The organism is Mycolicibacterium alvei (genome assembly GCF_010727325.1).
Lineage (GTDB): Bacteria > Actinomycetota > Actinomycetes > Mycobacteriales > Mycobacteriaceae > Mycobacterium > Mycobacterium alvei.
In genome coordinates this window covers 415,194-430,561 of sequence record NZ_AP022565.1, presented here as the reverse complement: position 1 = coordinate 430,561, position 15,368 = coordinate 415,194, and the positions used below count along the sequence as shown (strand labels likewise).

Below are 15,368 nucleotides of genomic sequence, written 5' to 3'. Positions count from 1 at the left end.
CTGCTGCCGGGTGCGTCAGCCTGCGGTTTCGGCCCTAACCCAGCCCGCCGCCTCCTCGACCGTGGCCACCGAGTGCACTCCGGGCGGCAGCGGCGGACGGTCCACCATCACCACCGCCACACCCGCTGTCTCGGCGGCCCGCAGCTTGGGTTCGGTCATCGCGCCGCCACTGTTCTTGGTCACCAACGCGTCGACCCGGTGCTCGCGTAGGAGGGCCAGCTCCCCGTCGTAGTCGTACGGGCCGCGGGACAGCAGCAGTTGGTGATCGACGGGCAGGGTGTCGGGATCCGGCGCGGTGACCGCCCGGATCAGGAACCAGGCGTCGACATCTCTGAATACGCGGGTGCCGGATCTACCGGTGGTGAGAAAGACCCGCGAGTAACCGTTTGCCGTCACGGCTTCGGCCGCCTCCCGGTCCGATCCGACCACGAGCGCCGATCCCGGCGCCCAGGCCGGACGCGCCAGCACCAGGTGCGGCACCCCGAGTTCGGCGCACACCTGCGCCGCGTGCGCGGTGATGGTGGCGGCGAAGGGGTGGGTCGCGTCGACCACCGCGTCGACGTGTTCGTCCACCAACCAGCGACGCATCCCGTCGACACCCCCGAACCCGCCGATGCGCACCGGGCCGACCGGCAGCGCCGGATCCGGCACCCGCCCGGCCAGCGAGCTGATCACCTCGACCTCGGGATGCAACGCGGCGGCCAGGGCGCGGGCCTCCCCGGTTCCGCCGAGCAACAGAACTTTCATCAGTGGGTCACTCCGCGACGCCGATCCGATGAATACAGGTAGCTGTCGGAGAATCCTTCGGCGGCAAGCACATCGCCGACCACGATGACCGCGGTTTTGGTCACCGCGGCGGCGTGCATCTTCCCGGCGATGTCGGCGAGCGTTCCGCGCAACACGACCTCCTGCGGCCAGCTGGCGAATGCCACCACGGCACATGGGGTTTCGGATCGGTATCCACCGTCGAGGAGCTGCGGGACGATGTTGTCGATCTGGGCCGCGGCCAGGTGCAGCACCAGCGTTGCCCCCGGTGCCGACAAGGTGCGCAGGTCCTCCCCCTCGGGCATCGCCGTGGACAGGGTGGCCACCCGGCTCAGGGTGACGGTCTGCGCGACGCCGGGGACCGTGAGCTCGCGCCCCAGCGCGGCGGCCACCGCGGCGAAAGCCGGTACGCCCGGCACGATCTCGTACCCGATGCCCAGTTCGTCGAGCCGGCGGCACTGCTCGGCCAGCGCACTGTAGATCGACGGGTCACCGGAATGCAGCCGGGCCACGTCGACACCCGCCTTGTCTGCGGCCACCAGCTCGTCGATGATCTGATCCAGGTTCAACGGCCCGGTGTCGACGACCTTCGCATCGGCCGGACACAACGCCAGCAGATCGTCCGGCATGATCGACCCGGCGTACAGGCACACCGGGCAGTTGCCGAGCAGTTTCGCACCGCGCACGGTGATCAGGTCGGCGGCACCGGGGCCGGCACCGATGAAGTACACCGTCACGGCTTGGTCACCGCCCACTGGGTGACCGGAAGCGCCGGGCGCCAGCCGGTGAACCCGCCGATCGCACCGCCCTGATAGTGCTGATAACGCCGCACCTCGCCACCTACCTTCGAATACCACTGCGCGACAACCGCTTCTGATTCCAGCGTCACCGCGTTGACCACCAGTCGCCCACCGGCGGGCAGCCGGTCAAAACAGGCCTGCAACAGCCCGGGCTGGGTGACGCCGCCGCCGATGAAGATCACGTCGGGCTCGGGCGCACCGTCGAGCGCATCCGGCGCACCACTGCGGACGTCCACCCGGGCCCCGAAAGCTTTGACGTTGCCCAAGATCCGTTCGCGGCGCTGCGCGTCACGTTCGAATGCCACTGCCGCACAGCCCGGTGCACTGCGCGACCACTCGATCGCGATGCTTCCCGAACCCGACCCGACGTCCCACAGCAGTTCACCGGGCCGTGGCCCCAGCGCCGCCAGGGTGACGGCCCGGATGGACTGCTTGGTGAGTTGCCCGTCGTGGGCGAACACCTCGTCGGGCAACGCCTGGGCCCGCCGGTCGTCGGGACGGTAGGCCACCGCCACCACGTTGAGATCGTCGATCTCGGCCGGCGGTGCGGTCGTCCACTGCGCAGCGGTTCCGTCGTGGCGACGCTCCCCCGGCCCGCCCAGCTGTTCCAGCACGGTCAATTCCGAGTCGCCCCGGCCGGATTCGTTCAGCAGCCGTGCCAGCGTGGCCGGGGTCTGCGCGTCGCGGGACAGCACGATCGCCCGCCCACCGCGGCGCACCGCGGTGTGCGGCGCGGCGGTGACCAGGCTGATCACCTCGGTGTCGGGCACCGTCCAGCCCATCCGGGCGCAGGCCAACGTCACGCTGGACACATGGGGCAGCACCCGGACCCGCTGCGCGCCGAACAACCGGATCAGCGTCGCGCCGATGCCATGCAGCAGCGGATCACCGCTGGCCACCACGTGTACATCGGCATCGCCGAACAGCGTCGGCAGCGCGGGCAGCATCGGCGACGGCCACTCGCGGCGGTCCGGCGTCACGCTGTCGTCGAGCAGCTCCAATTGCCGTGGCGAGCCGTACACCACCGTGGCGCCGGCCAACTCGTCGCGCGAGGTGCGCGACAATCCGGCCATCCCGTCGGCTCCGATGCCGACCACGGTGATCATCGCGGCATCCTCCGCCAGATCGTCCTGGGCACGAACCTCGTCACGAAGATCATCGGGCGGATCACCCACGGCACCCACACCGCACGCTTGCCCTTGCTGAGTGCTTTGACGGTGGCTGCGGCCACCTGCGCCGGGGTGCTGGAGAACGGCGCCGGGTCCATGCCCTCGGTCATCCGACCGATCACGAATCCGGGCCGCACGATCAGCAGGTGCACGGCGGTACCGTGCAGCGCGTCGGTCAGCCCGCTGGCGAACGCATCCAGACCGGCCTTGGCCGAGCCGTAGACATAGTTGGCGCGGCGGGCCCGGGCTCCCGCGATCGAGGAGAACACCACCAGCCGGCCCCGGCCGGCGGCCCGCATGCGCTGCGCCAGCACGGTCAGCAGGCCGACCTGGGCCACGTAGTCGGTGTGCACGACGGCCACGGCGTGGGCCGGATCGGCTTCGGCGCGGTCCTGATCGCCCAGGACCCCGAACGCGAGCACCGCGGTGTCGATCGGTCCGTGAGCGGTTTCGATTGCCTCGACCACGCGGGTGTGGCCGGCGACGTCGTCGGCGTCGAACTCCGACGTGTGTACCGCCGCGGCACCAGCTGCCCGGACGGCCGCGACCTGCTCATCGAGCTCGCCGGCGCGGCGGGCGGCGAGCACCACGACCGCCCCCTGCGCGAGCCGCACCGCGATTTCGACGCCGATCTCGCTACGCCCCCCGAAAATCACCACGACACGAGGATTCGTGCCAGCCGTGTCATCCATGGCAGCGATTATGTCCTGCGCTAGCGTGGACCCCGATGGCTACATCTCGTGGCAAGGCAACCACCAAGCTCACCGGCGAGGCGCTGGCGTTTCTCACCGAACGTCACCTGGCCATGTTGACCACGCTGCGCTCGGACAATTCACCGCACGTCGTGGCGGTCGGTTTCACCTTCGATCCCAAGACACACATCGCGCGGGTGATCACCAACGGCGGCTCGCAGAAAGCGGTGAACGCGCATGAGCGTGGCATCGCGGTGCTCAGCCAGGTCGACGGCGCCCGCTGGTTGTCGTTGGAGGGCAAATCCACGGTGAGCAGCGAGCCCGACGCGGTCCGTGACGCCGAGCTTCGGTATGCCCAGCGGTATCGCACGCCCCGGGTGAATCCGCGTCGTGTGGTGATCGAGGTGCGGATCGAGCGCGTGCTGGGTTCCTCGGAGCTGCTGGACCGCAGCGAGGGCTGAGCCCGGCCTAGTTCACCGGCACCACGACAAGATCGTGGGGCTGGTTGTTGACCGACTCCGCGCCGTCCTCGGTGACCACCACGATGTCCTCGATCCGCGCACCCCAGTGTCCCGGGAAATACACGCCGGGCTCCACGCTGAACGCCATCCCGGCCTCCAGCGGGAGGTCGTTGCCCGCCACGATGTAGGGCTCCTCGTGCACCGACAGCCCGATACCGTGTCCGGTGCGGTGGACGAACGCCTCGGCCAACCCCTCGGCGGCCAGCACATCGCGAGCCGCCGCGTCGATCTGTTCGGCAGTCACGCCGGGACGCACGGCCGCGACCGCTGCTTGCTGGGCGCGCTGCAGCACCGCATAGCGACGCGCCACCTCGGAATCCGGCTCACCGATGCTGTAGGTGCGGGTGGAGTCGGAGTTGTAGCCCGGCTCGTATGGCCCGCCGATGTCGACGACCACGATGTCACCGGCGCTCAGCTCACGCTCCGAACATTCGTGGTGCGGGTCGGCACCGTTGGGGCCGGAGCCGACGATGATGAACGCCACCTCGGAATGTCCTTCGGCGACAATCGCTTCGGCGATGTCGGCGGCCACGTCGGCCTCGGTGCGGCCGGGCGCCAGGAATTCGGGCACCCGGGCGTGCACCCGGTCGATCGCCGCACCGGCCTTGCGCAGCGCGTCGATCTCGGCGGGATCCTTGATCATCCGCAGCTTCCGCAGCACGTCGGTGGCCAGCACGGGGACCCGGCCGAGCAGGTCGGCAAGCGGCAGCAGATGCAGGGCAGGCATGGAATCGGTCACCGCCACGGCGACGGCGGGCCGTCCAGATTGCCCAGCGCCCGGCCCGCCGAGCGCGTCGGCGACCATCTGGTACGGGTTCTGTCCATCCACCCAATCACGTACCGTCACACCGAGTTCGGTGACAGCTGATTCGCGTAGCGCCGCCAGCTCCAGACGCGGCACCACGATGGTCGGGTCACCGTCGACCGGTAGGACCAGCGCCGTCAGCCGCTCGAAGGTCTGCGCTCGCGAGCCGATCAGGTACCGCAGGTCATAGCCCGGGGTGATGACCAGACCGGCCAGACCGGCATCCGCGGCGGCTGACGTGGCCGCCGAAAGACGATGGGCGTAGACATCGGTGCTGAATCGGCTGACCGTCATGGGATCGAGGCTAATAGGTATGCCTCGGTGGTGCCGTCCAGGCAGGCACCCCGCACCGGCTACTGTCGCTGGAATGTTGCGTGATATCCGCGATCTCACCGACGATCCCGCGGCGTACGCTGCCGAGCTGCGCCGGCGCTGGGGTGGCCTGCTGAGCTACCGCTATCTCGGGCGTTCGTACTCCTCGATGGATTTGGGTCCGGTCGACGACACGGTGACCTTGCGCCGCGACATGCGCAATTCGTCCGGTGGTCTGCTGCTCGCGGTGCTGGGTATCTCCTCGCCGGACAGCGGCGGGGTGAGCGATCTGGAGGCCGTGCCGAACCCGGTGATCCATTCCTGTCAGGTCCTCGACCCGGCACGCGACGTGAAGCGCATCCGGGTGGACACCGAAGTGCTCAAACAAGGTAGGCAACTGGCCTACAGCCGGTCGGTGATCGTCGACGCCGACCATCCGGACCGGGTCATCGCGCTCACCGAGGGGCAGGGCATCTCGATCGGCGTGCCCCCGGGAGGTCTGGAGAAGATGCCCGTCGACCCGATCGTCGTCGTAGACGGTCCGGAGCTGCCGCCGCTGTGGCAGGTGTTCGGCGGAGCCAAGCGCTCAGACGGGCACTGGGGATTGCCGGAACTGGCAGTCGAGGTGGCCTCACCGGATGCGGCACTGCACATCGGCCCTCAGTTCGTGATCCTGGAGACGGCCGCCTCAGAAAGGGCAGCAGAAGCGGCAAAAACCGATGCACTGCAAGGGCTTTCGTCACATGTGATGTTTCTCGCCCGCGGCAAGACCGGCCCGTTCCGGGCCGACACCCAGGTATTGTCCGGCGCGGGCGGCACCGTTGCGGTGAGAGCCACGCTGCACGATGAGGGTGCCGACGGAAAAGCCGTCACGGCTGCGTCCTATGTCTTCGGTCGGATGGAGGAAACCCGATGAGCGACCCTGTTCTGCTGCTCGACGGCGCCAGCATGTGGTTCCGGTCGTTCTTCGGCGTGCCGTCGTCGATCAAGGCGCCCGACGGCCGGCCGGTCAACGCGGTGCGCGGGTTCTTCGATTCCATCGCCACGCTGGTCACCCGGGAGCGACCGCGCCGGCTGGTGGTGTGCCGCGACGACGACTGGCGACCGCAGTGGCGCGTCGACCTGGTGCCCTCGTACAAGGCCCACCGGGTCGAAGAGCCCCAACCTGATGGAACCCCTGACGTCGAAGAGGTTCCCGACGACCTCACCCCCCAGGTCGACATGATCATGGAACTGCTGGACGCCTTCGGCATCGCGACGGCAGGGGCGGCTGGGTTCGAGGCCGACGACGTGCTCGGCACCCTGGCCACCCGCGAAGCACACGACCCGGTGGTGGTGGTCAGTGGTGACCGCGACCTGCTCCAACTCGTCCGTGACGAGCCGGCTCCCCCGGTGCGGGTGCTCTACATCGGCCGCGGGCTGGCCAAGGCGACGAAGTTCGGTCCGGAAGAAGTTGCCGAACAGTACGGGGTTCCCATCGACCGGGCCGGACGGGCGTATGCGGAGCTGGCCCTGCTGCGGGGTGACCCGTCCGACGGGCTGCCCGGGGTCTCGGGCATCGGCGAGAAGACAGCCGCGATGCTGCTGGACCGCTACCGCTCGCTGGAGGGTATCCAGGAGGCCACTCAGGACCCGAAATCCTCACTGTCCAAGGCACATCGGGCCAAACTGCTGGCCGCCGCCGACTATATGGCCGCCGCCGAACCGGTGGTGCGGGTGGCCGTCGACGCCCCGGTGCGGATGTCCACCACAACCGATGAGTTGCCGCTGGCTGCCGGTGACCCGGCGCGGGTCGCCGAACTGGCCGCGGCGTACGGGGTGACCTCGTCGATCAGCCGGTTGCAGTCGGCCCTGGACCGCCTGCCCGGCTCACTCTGACCGCGCCGTTTTCCACCTCAGGGTCGCTCGCGCACGGCGAAGCGACCCTGGCGTAGAAACCGGCGACGAGTGGTGACCGACGAGCGGCGGATGACTCGGGCTGACTTACTTGGGTCGACCGACCTCGTAGGTGCCCTTGTCGTCCTTGAAGGTCACCGTCACCTTGCGCTTGGTGCCGTCGATGGTGACCTCGCAGTCGAAGGTCGAATCCTTCTTCACCGTCGGGTTTTCGCCATCGTTGCACTTGACGCCGGTGACCTTGGTGGCGCCGTAGCCGTTGGTCTTGTCGGTCAGGATCTGCTCGACGCCGCTCTGGGCCTTGTCGATGTCGAGCTTGGTGGTGACCGCCCAGCCGGGTAGCCAGAACGCGGTCACCGCCAGGATGATCAGCAACAGCGCCACCACGCCGCCGACAACACCGCCGATTACGCCGAGTGAAGACTTGGAGCCCTGGTCGGCACCGGGAATGCCGTATTGACCGAACTGACCGGGGGCGCCGTACTGGCCCGGTTGACCGAATTGCCCTGGCTGACCGAACTGACCCGGCTGACCGGGCTGACCGTACTGCGGCGGCTGACCGTAGCCGGGAACCTGGCCGTACTGAAGCGGCTGGCCGGGCTGCGGGTACGCCTGCTGGCCGTACTGCTCGGGCCCGGGGTACTGGGGCTGCTGCGGCTGCGGGTAATCCGGCTGCTGAACGCCCTGCGGCGGCGGCGGGTACGACGGGTACTGCTGCGGCGTGTACGCCGGAGGCTGCCAGGCCGGAGCGTTGGTCGTGGCGTCCTCGGAAGCGGGGGCCGGCGGCTGCCATGCCTCGGCGCCCGACGCCTGGTCCGCCCCGGGCTCAGGCTGCTGACCAGGCCATTGCTGTCCCTGGTCAGATCCCTGCGGTCCGCTCATGGTTCTCCTTGATCCTGTTCGGTGTCGCCTGAAACACCCTACCCCGCATCAACAGCAACAACGCCGCGCCGAACATCGTTGACAGCGCGTTTCGCGGTATTGCGCAGGGCGGATTGCGGCGCGGCATTACGGACCTGGTCGAGCAAGTCGAGCACCTGGCGGCACCACCGTACGAAATCACCCGCCGAGAGCGTCGAACCCGACCCGTTCACATCGGAGGCCGCAAGTGCGGCGGCCAGATCACCGGTGGTAGCCCACCGATAAACGGCGGTGACGAATCCTTCGTCGGGTTCTCGGCTCGGGGCCAGCCGGTGCCGCTGCTCATCGCCGCGCAGGTCCACCGACATCCGTCGGGTCTGGGCCAACGTGCGGCGCAGGCCCGCGGTGGGTACGTCGGCTCCCAGCACACCGCCCGCGCTGTCTCCGCGCGACTCGAACAGCACCACCGAGAGCACCGCGGCCAGTTCCGCCGGCTGCAGGCCCTGCCACAGACCGGCACGCAGACATTCGGCCACCAGTAGGTCGCTCTCGCTGTAGATGCGGGCCAGCAGTCGGCCGGCATCGGTGACGCTGAGATCCGGCTTGAGTTCGCCGTCGTTGTTCGCTTTTATGAACCCACGCTCGCTGAGCAGCACGACGATCCGGTCGAAGGTGCGGGCCAGCGAGTTCGTCGCCGCATTCACCTTCTGCTGAATCTGGGCGTTGTCACGTTCGATCCGCAGATAGCGTTCGGCGATCCGCGCCTGGACCTCGCGGTCCGGCAGCGTATGTGCCGGGTGGTGACGCAGTTCCTCACGCAGCCCGGCCAGCTCGGGATCGACATCCCGTTCTGGAGCTGCGGCGCCACGGCTCGAGCGCTTCGAGGGCACCGACAGATCTGCGGCCGCCGACCGCAGTGCCGACGCCAGATCGCGACGGACCCGTGGCTGCCGGTGTTCGACACGCTTGGGCAAGGACATCGCGCCCAACGGGGCCGAGGCACCCGAGTAGTCGGCCGACGAAATCCGGCCGGCCCAACGGTGTTCGGTCAGCACCAGCGGCCGGGGGTCGTCGCTGTCGCGTTGAGCGGCCTCCAGCACCACCGCCAGCCCGCCGCGGCGCCCCTGGGTGATCGTGATGATGTCGCCGCGGCGCAGTTCGGCCAGCGCGTCGGTGGCGGCCTTGCGCCGCTGCACCCGTGACGCCCGGGACTGGGCGCGCTCCCGTTCGCCGATCTTGGTCCGTAACCGGACGTATTCGAGGATCGGTGCGTCGGCACCGCCCAGTTCGGCTGCCAGCTCGCCCATCATCCGCTCGCCGCGCGCGATGCCGCGCACCAAACCGACCACCGATCGGTCCGCCTGGTACTGCGCGAATGAACGTTCCAGCAGTTTGTGGGCCTGTTCGGGCCCCATCTGCTGCACCAGGTTGATTGTCATGTTGTAGCTCGGCGCGAACGAGCTGCGCAGCGGGAAGGTACGGGTCGAAGCCAGGCCGGCAACCTCGGCCGGTTCGGCATTGCTGTCGTCGGGCCGCCACAGCACCACGGCATGGCCCTCGACGTCGATGCCGCGGCGCCCGGCCCGCCCGGTCAGCTGCGTGTACTCCCCCGGCGTCAGCGGAACGTGCTGCTCCCCGTTGAACTTCACCAGCCGCTCGAGCACCACGGTGCGCGCGGGCATGTTGATGCCCAGGGCCAGGGTTTCGGTGGCGAACACGGCCTTGACCAGGCCCGCGGTGAAGAGTTCCTCGACGGTGTGCCGGAACACCGGCAGCATTCCGGCGTGGTGGGCGGCCAGCCCGCGCAGCAGGCCTTCGCGCCATTGGTGGTAATCCAGCACGATCAGGTCGGATTCGGCCAGATCCGCACAGCGCCGGTCGACGATCTCGGCGATCCGGCTGCGTTCCTCGTCGGTGGTCAGCCGCAGCGGCGCCCGCAGGCATTGTTGGACAGCCGCGTCACAGCCGGCCCGCGAGAACACGAAGGTGATGGCGGGCAGCAGCCCCGCGGAATCCAGGGTGGCGATCACGTCGGGCCGACTCGGCGGCCGGTAGAGCTGAGGACGGCCGCCACCGCGGCCACGTCCACGACCCCGTGGCTCCCAGTCCGCCAGTCGGTCGGCTTCACGCCGGTGGCTGATGTGCCGCAACAGATCCGGGTCCACCAAGGTTCCGGTGCCCTCGAACAGATCGAAAAGCCGCCGCCCGACGAGCATGTGCTGCGACAACGGAACCGGCCGGTGTTCGTCGACGACGACGGTGGTGTCGCCGCGTACGGTCTGGATCCAGCCGCCGAACTCCTCGGCGTTGCTGACCGTCGCGGAGAGGCTGACCAGCAGCACCTCCTCGGGCAGGTGCAGGATCACCTCTTCCCATACCGCTCCGCGCATCCGGTCAGCCAGGAAGTGCACCTCGTCCATCACGACGTAGGAAAGTCCATGCAGTGCAGGTGAATTCGCGTACAACATGTTACGCAGCACTTCGGTGGTCATCACCACGATGTCGGCGTCACCGTTGATGGACTGGTCACCGGTGAGCAACCCGATCTTGTCGGCGCCGTAGCGGGACACCAGGTCGTTGTGTTTCTGGTTGCTCAGCGCCTTGATCGGGGTGGTGTAGAAGCATTTGCCGCCGGCTGCCAACGCCAGGTGCACGGCGAACTCGCCGACCACGGTCTTGCCCGCCCCGGTGGGCGCACACACCAGCACGCCGTGACCGCCTTCCAATGCGCGACAGGAACGCAGCTGGAAGTCGTCGAGAGCGAAGGGATATTCGGCGGTGAACTTGGTCAGCTCACCGCCGGGTTGGTTACCGGCGTCAGGTGGCATCGTCGTCGATGTCGATTCGCGACGCTCCCGCGACCGGGGCCGGCCGCTCGACCGGCTCGGCCGTCGGGATCGGCGCCGCCTCGTCGTCGGGCACCTCCTGTGCCTCGCGCCGGGCCTTGCGCTTGTCGCTGATCCGCGCCACCTGGATGGCGAACTCGAGCAGCAGGCTGAGCGCGCCGGCCAGCGCCAGCATCGTGAACGGGTCCGACCCGGGGGTGGCGAACGCCGCGAATACGAACAACCCGAAGATCAGTCCGCGGCGCCAGGCCTTGAGCCGCTCATAGCTGAGCATGCCGATCAGATTGAGCATGATGATCAACAGCGGGAACTCGAAGCTGATACCGAACACCAGCAGCAGGTTGATCAGGAACCCGAAGTACTGCTCGCCCGACAACGCCGTGACCTGCACGTCGCTGCCGACGGTCAGCAGGAAACCCAGGGCGGTGGCCAGCACCACGTAGGCCAGGATGGCGCCGGCGATGAACAACGAGGCGCCGAGTCCGACGAACGCCATCGCGAAGCGGCGTTCCTTCTTGTACAGGCCCGGGGTGATGAATGCCCACAGCTGGTAGAGCCACACCGGGCAGGCCAGCACCAGCCCGGCCGCCAGCGCCACCTTGAGACGCAGCATGAACTGGTCGAACGGCCCGGTGGCCAACAGGCGGCACTCACCGTCCGGTGCGATGGACGCGCGCGCCGAGTCGGGCAGCGCGCAGTACGGACCGCGCAGCCATTCCCCCAGGCTGTGGAAGCCGAAGAAGCCGTGGGTGTACCAGAGGAAGCCGAAGATCGTGGTCAGCAGAACGGCGGCCACGGCAATCAACAGGCGGTTGCGCAGCTCGTGCAGGTGGTCGACCAACGACATCGTGCCGTCGGGGTTGACCCGCGATCGGCGGCGCCGGGGATCGAGCTTCTTGATGAATCCGGAGGTCACGGGCGTGTTTTAACGGCCTGGTCGTAGACGCGCTGTGTCACCGCGGGACGATGACCGCGATCGGGCGCCGGACCGGTCAGGCCGTGTGGCGGTCCGGGGACTGCTCAGGGGCAGGAGCGTCGACCCGCTCGGAGGCGATCGGCTTGGCCGGCGGGGTCTCCGCGGAAGGGGCCGCAGAATCCGACTGCATCTCCTTGATCTCCGACTTGAAGATCCGCATCGACTTACCGAGCGACCGCGCTGCGTCCGGCAGCTTCTTGGCGCCGAAAAGCAGCACGAACACCGCGATAACAATGATCCAGTGCCAGGGTTGTAGACCACCCAATTTGGTTACCTCCAGACGTCTGGGCCGAGTCTACCCGCGTGTGTCTTCGGCGTCGTAGACACGCAGCGCCGCTCCGGCCGATTCCTGCACCCGCTGCGCGAGGTCCGGTGGGGCCAACACCCGCACCGCCGAACCGAATCCGAGCAGGAAACGCGCCATCCACTCGGGCGAGGCGTATGTCATCACCGCTTCGCACGACCCGTCGGGCAATTCATTGACCACCCGGAGCGGGTAGTAGTCGAACATCCACGACGCGGAGGGGTCGATGAGCAGTGTTGCCGACGGCAACGACGGATCCGCGGTGTCGGGATCGAACAGCGAGGTGTCGGTGCCTGCCTGCACCGCCGGTGACGGTGGCTCAGCGGCGTCGGCGAGACGCTCTGCCGCGACGATCCGGTCGAACCGGAACATCCGGACCGCCTCGGCGCTGCGACACCACGCCTCCAGGTAACTGTTGTCACCGATCAGCACGACGCGGATCGGGTCCACGGTGCGCGTGGTCAGAGAGTCACGTGACGCCGAGTAGTACTCCAAGGTCAGCGCTCGGGCGTCACGCACGGCGGCCCTGACCGCCGCGGCCGTCCCGGTTTCCTGGGGCACGCTCTCCTCGACACCGGCGCGTTGGCTGCCTGCCGCCGATTCGATCTTGGCGATGGCGCTGCGGGCGGCCTCCGGGTCGACCATCCCGGGCACGTCGACCAGTGAACGCAGAGCCACCAGGATGCCGGTGGCCTCGGTCGAGGTCAGGCGCAACGGGCGATCGACACCGGCGCTGAAGGTGACTTCGACGGTGTCCCCTTCGAAGTCGAAATCGATGAGATCGCCGGGACTGTAGCCGGGAAGCCCGCACATCCACAGCTGTCGCAGATCGTCGTCGAGCTGCTTGGCGGTCACCCCCAGGGCGGCCGCGGCCGCCGAACGGGTGACCTTCGGGTTGGCCTGGAAATACGGCACCATGTTGAGCATCCGGACCAACCGGGTGGAAACCTGGCTCATGCGCGATCCGCCTCCGGCTCCTCGCTGGCGCTCATGACTGTTCCGCGTGCGCTCGCAACCGACTCACCACGTCATCGCGTAATGACCGTGGTTCCAGCGCTACGGCATCGACGCCGTAGCTGGCGATCTCACGGGCCAGCCGGTCCAACATTCCGATATCGACGGTGATCTCCTCCCCGGCGCGCCCGCCCAGCGTGCGGGGCACGGTCTCGATCGCCTGACGGCGTAACGCAGTGGCGCGGCCGCCGGCGATCCACACCCTGGCCTGTTCGCCGGTTGGCAGTTCGGCCACCGCCCGGGCGACGATGTCACGCAGATTGGCATGTTCGGGCTTGGTCACCGCGCCGGCCGGGCCGACGGTGCTGACGTCGGGATCGATGCGTGACAGGCGAAAGGTACGGGTGTCGTCGCGGTCGCGGTCGTGTCCGACCAGATACCACCGGCCCCGATGGGTGACCACACCCCAGGGCTCGACGGTGCGGCTGGTGTGCTCGGCGTTGCGGGAGGCACGGTGCCGGAACCGCACCGCATACCCGGAATCGATCGCCGACAACAGGATCTGCAGAACCTCTTCAGCCCCGCGCAGCCCGGGCAGCGTCGCGGTCGATGCGATGGCCACACCGGCCCCGTCTGCATCGACGTCCACGCCCGCGGCGCGCAACTTCAGCAGTGCCCCCTGTGTCGCGGTGATCAACTCGGGCGACTGCCACAGTTGAGTGGCCACCGCGACGGCCGCCACCTCATCGCCGGTCAGCTGGACCGGGGGCAGCGCATACTCGTCCCGGTTGATGCGGTAGCCCTCGGTCGAGTCGAGCTTGGAAACCCGCCCGGTCTCCAACGGGATTCCGAGATCGCGGAGTTCGTTCTTGTCGCGCTCGAACATCCGGGAGAACGCCTCATCGGTCGGACTGTCCTCATAGCCCTGGACGATGTTGCGGATCTTGTCGGCCGGCAGGTACCGATCGCTGGACAACAACGCGATGACAAGATTGATCAACCGCTCGACTTTGGATACCGCCACGAGATGAAAGCTTAGAGCTCACATGCTGGCGATCAGGCGCTTGACTCGCTCGTCGACCGATCGGAACGGATCCTTGCACAGCACGGTGCGCTGAGCCTGGTCGTTGAGCTTGAGGTGCACCCAGTCCACGGTGAAGTCCCGCCCGGCTTCCTGTGCCGCGCTGATGAACTCGCCGCGCAGCTTGGCCCGCGTGGTTTGCGGCGGGGTGTTGACCGCCGCGTCGATCTCCTCGTCGGTGGTGATCCGGGTGGCCAGGCCCTTCCGCTGCAGCAGGTCGAACACGCCGCGGCCGCGCTTGATGTCGTGGTAGGCGAGGTCGAGTTGGCTGATCTTCGGGTCGGACAGCTCCATGTTGTAGCGATCCTGGTAGCGCTGGAACAGCTTGCGCTTGATCACCCAGTCGATCTCGGTGTCGACCTTCGCGAAATCCTGGCTCTCGACCGCATCGAGCTGGCGACCCCACAGATCGACCACCTGCTCGATCTGGGTGCTCGGCTCGCGCGTCTGCAGGTACTCCACCGCCCGGCTGAAGTATTCGCGCTGGATATCCAGGGCGCTGGCCTGCCTGCCACCGGCCAGCCGCACGGGACGGCGCCCGGTCAGGTCGTGGCTGACCTCGCGGATGGCCCGGATCGGATTGTCCAGGGAGAAGTCCCGGAACGGGACACCGGCCTCGATCATCTCCAGCACCAGCGAGGCGGTGCCCACCTTGAGCATGGTGGTGGCCTCGCACATGTTGGAGTCGCCGACGATGACGTGCAGCCGGCGGTACTTCTCGGCGTCGGCGTGCGGCTCGTCGCGGGTGTTGATGATCGGCCGCGACCGGGTGGTGGCGCTGGAGACGCCCTCCCAGATGTGCTCGGCCCGCTGGCTCAGGCAGAAGGCGGCTGCCTTCGGCGTCTGCAACACCTTGCCCGCACCACAGATGAGCTGGCGGGTGACCAGGAACGGCAGCAACACGTCGGAGATCCGGGAGAACTCGCCGGCACGCACGATCAGGTAGTTCTCGTGGCAGCCGTAGGAGTTGCCCGCCGAATCGGTGTTGTTCTTGAACAGGTAGATGTCGCCGCCGATGCCCTCGTCGGCGAGCCGCTGCTCGGCGTCGATCAGCAGATCCTCCAGGACGCGCTCGCCGGCGCGGTCGTGGGTGACCAGCTGGGTCAGGTTGTCGCACTCGGCGGTCGCATACTCCGGGTGGCTGCCCACATCCAGGTACAACCGGGCGCCGTTACGAAGGAACACGTTGGAACTGCGGCCCCACGACACCACCCGCCGGAACAAATAGCGGGCGACCTCGTCGGGACTGAGCCGACGATGGCCATGGAACGTGCAGGTCACACCGAATTCCGTCTCGATGCCCATGATTCGTCGCTGCACGCCATCGAGCTTACGGGTTGCCTGACGGTAACGGTGGGCAAGCTCGTCCATCGTGTTCGTGGCGCC

Annotated in this window: 15 protein-coding genes; 3 read left to right on the top strand and 12 right to left on the bottom strand. The window is 68.1% G+C overall.

Annotated features, from left to right (window positions below):
• Positions 1-15: 15 nt before the first annotated feature.
• The 4 genes from G6N44_RS02010 to G6N44_RS01995 are packed head-to-tail and all read right to left on the bottom strand — an operon-like array spanning position 16 to position 3,426.
• Entirely contained in the window at positions 16-747 is a 732-nt protein-coding gene (locus G6N44_RS02010; RefSeq protein WP_163660675.1) for a cobalt-precorrin-6A reductase, read from the bottom strand.
• Positions 747-1,502 (bottom strand): precorrin-4 C(11)-methyltransferase, encoded by a 756-nt coding sequence (gene cobM / locus G6N44_RS02005; RefSeq protein WP_163669495.1) that lies wholly within the window; start codon positions 1,500-1,502, stop codon positions 747-749. Before cobM ends, G6N44_RS02010 begins: the two co-directional genes overlap by 1 nt.
• A complete protein-coding gene (gene cbiE, locus G6N44_RS02000) occupies positions 1,499-2,671 on the bottom strand; it encodes a precorrin-6y C5,15-methyltransferase (decarboxylating) subunit CbiE (protein WP_163669497.1) in 1,173 nt (390 codons plus the stop codon). Before cbiE ends, cobM begins: the two co-directional genes overlap by 4 nt.
• Positions 2,668-3,426: a decaprenylphospho-beta-D-erythro-pentofuranosid-2-ulose 2-reductase gene (locus G6N44_RS01995; protein ID WP_163660673.1), complete on the bottom strand. Its 759-nt coding sequence runs from the start codon at positions 3,424-3,426 to the stop codon at positions 2,668-2,670. Before G6N44_RS01995 ends, cbiE begins: the two co-directional genes overlap by 4 nt.
• 35 nt (positions 3,427-3,461) lie before the next feature.
• On the opposite strand from G6N44_RS01995, the gene G6N44_RS01990 reads away from it, so the two are divergent.
• On the top strand, positions 3,462-3,887 hold the full coding sequence (locus G6N44_RS01990; protein ID WP_163660671.1) for a F420-dependent biliverdin reductase: 426 nt from the start codon (positions 3,462-3,464) through the stop codon (positions 3,885-3,887).
• A 7-nt stretch (positions 3,888-3,894) separates the two neighbouring features.
• On the opposite strand, the gene G6N44_RS01985 is transcribed toward G6N44_RS01990, so the two are convergent.
• Complete coding sequence (locus G6N44_RS01985; RefSeq protein ID WP_163660669.1) at positions 3,895-5,046, bottom strand: M24 family metallopeptidase; 1,152 nt, start codon at positions 5,044-5,046, stop codon at positions 3,895-3,897.
• Positions 5,047-5,119: 73 nt separating this feature from the next.
• Here G6N44_RS01985 and G6N44_RS01980 point away from each other — a divergent pair, with 73 nt between their 5' ends.
• Positions 5,120-5,980, top strand: coding sequence for a hypothetical protein (locus G6N44_RS01980; RefSeq protein WP_163660667.1), 861 nt, complete (start codon positions 5,120-5,122; stop codon positions 5,978-5,980).
• Entirely contained in the window at positions 5,977-6,942 is a 966-nt protein-coding gene (locus G6N44_RS01975; protein ID WP_163660665.1) for a 5'-3' exonuclease, read from the top strand. Before G6N44_RS01980 ends, G6N44_RS01975 begins: the two co-directional genes overlap by 4 nt.
• 105 nt (positions 6,943-7,047) lie before the next feature.
• On the opposite strand, the gene G6N44_RS01970 is transcribed toward G6N44_RS01975, so the two are convergent.
• From G6N44_RS01970 to pafA, 7 genes are all read right to left on the bottom strand, one after another.
• Positions 7,048-7,842 carry a DUF4333 domain-containing protein gene (locus tag G6N44_RS01970; RefSeq protein ID WP_163660663.1) on the bottom strand — a complete coding sequence of 265 codons (795 nt, stop codon included), beginning with the start codon at positions 7,840-7,842 and terminating at the stop codon, positions 7,048-7,050.
• A 38-nt stretch (positions 7,843-7,880) separates the two neighbouring features.
• Positions 7,881-10,649, bottom strand: coding sequence for a DEAD/DEAH box helicase (locus G6N44_RS01965; protein ID WP_163660661.1), 2,769 nt, complete (start codon positions 10,647-10,649; stop codon positions 7,881-7,883).
• Complete coding sequence (tatC, locus tag G6N44_RS01960) at positions 10,639-11,583, bottom strand: twin-arginine translocase subunit TatC (RefSeq protein WP_163660659.1); 945 nt, start codon at positions 11,581-11,583, stop codon at positions 10,639-10,641. The genes G6N44_RS01965 and tatC overlap by 11 nt, the downstream gene beginning before the upstream one ends.
• Positions 11,584-11,659: 76 nt before the next feature.
• The gene (gene tatA / locus G6N44_RS01955) at positions 11,660-11,908 is read right to left on the bottom strand and encodes a Sec-independent protein translocase subunit TatA (RefSeq protein WP_163660657.1); all 249 of its coding nucleotides are present in this window, start codon (positions 11,906-11,908) and stop codon (positions 11,660-11,662) included.
• Positions 11,909-11,938: 30 nt separating this feature from the next.
• The gene (locus G6N44_RS01950; protein ID WP_163660655.1) at positions 11,939-12,904 is read right to left on the bottom strand and encodes a helix-turn-helix transcriptional regulator; all 966 of its coding nucleotides are present in this window, start codon (positions 12,902-12,904) and stop codon (positions 11,939-11,941) included.
• Positions 12,905-12,935: 31 nt separating this feature from the next.
• On the bottom strand, positions 12,936-13,925 hold the full coding sequence (locus tag G6N44_RS01945; RefSeq protein ID WP_163660653.1) for a helix-turn-helix transcriptional regulator: 990 nt from the start codon (positions 13,923-13,925) through the stop codon (positions 12,936-12,938).
• An 18-nt stretch (positions 13,926-13,943) separates the two neighbouring features.
• A complete protein-coding gene (gene pafA / locus G6N44_RS01940; RefSeq protein ID WP_179964462.1) occupies positions 13,944-15,302 on the bottom strand; it encodes a Pup--protein ligase in 1,359 nt (452 codons plus the stop codon).
• Positions 15,303-15,368 lie beyond the last annotated feature (66 nt).

Coding starts and splice junctions, on each gene's coding strand:
- G6N44_RS01950 (WP_163660655.1), bottom strand. CDS start 12,904: ATGAGCCAGGTTTCCACCCGGTTGGTCCGGATGCTCAACATGGTGCCG.
- G6N44_RS01985 (WP_163660669.1), bottom strand. CDS start 5,046: ATGACGGTCAGCCGATTCAGCACCGATGTCTACGCCCATCGTCTTTCG.
- G6N44_RS01990 (WP_163660671.1), top strand. CDS start 3,462: ATGGCTACATCTCGTGGCAAGGCAACCACCAAGCTCACCGGCGAGGCG.
- G6N44_RS01980 (WP_163660667.1), top strand. CDS start 5,120: ATGTTGCGTGATATCCGCGATCTCACCGACGATCCCGCGGCGTACGCT.
- G6N44_RS01995 (WP_163660673.1), bottom strand. CDS start 3,426: ATGGATGACACGGCTGGCACGAATCCTCGTGTCGTGGTGATTTTCGGG.
- G6N44_RS01975 (WP_163660665.1), top strand. CDS start 5,977: ATGAGCGACCCTGTTCTGCTGCTCGACGGCGCCAGCATGTGGTTCCGG.
- cbiE (WP_163669497.1), bottom strand. CDS start 2,671: ATGATCACCGTGGTCGGCATCGGAGCCGACGGGATGGCCGGATTGTCG.
- G6N44_RS02010 (WP_163660675.1), bottom strand. CDS start 747: ATGAAAGTTCTGTTGCTCGGCGGAACCGGGGAGGCCCGCGCCCTGGCC.
- G6N44_RS01965 (WP_163660661.1), bottom strand. CDS start 10,649: ATGCCACCTGACGCCGGTAACCAACCCGGCGGTGAGCTGACCAAGTTC.
- G6N44_RS01970 (WP_163660663.1), bottom strand. CDS start 7,842: ATGAGCGGACCGCAGGGATCTGACCAGGGACAGCAATGGCCTGGTCAG.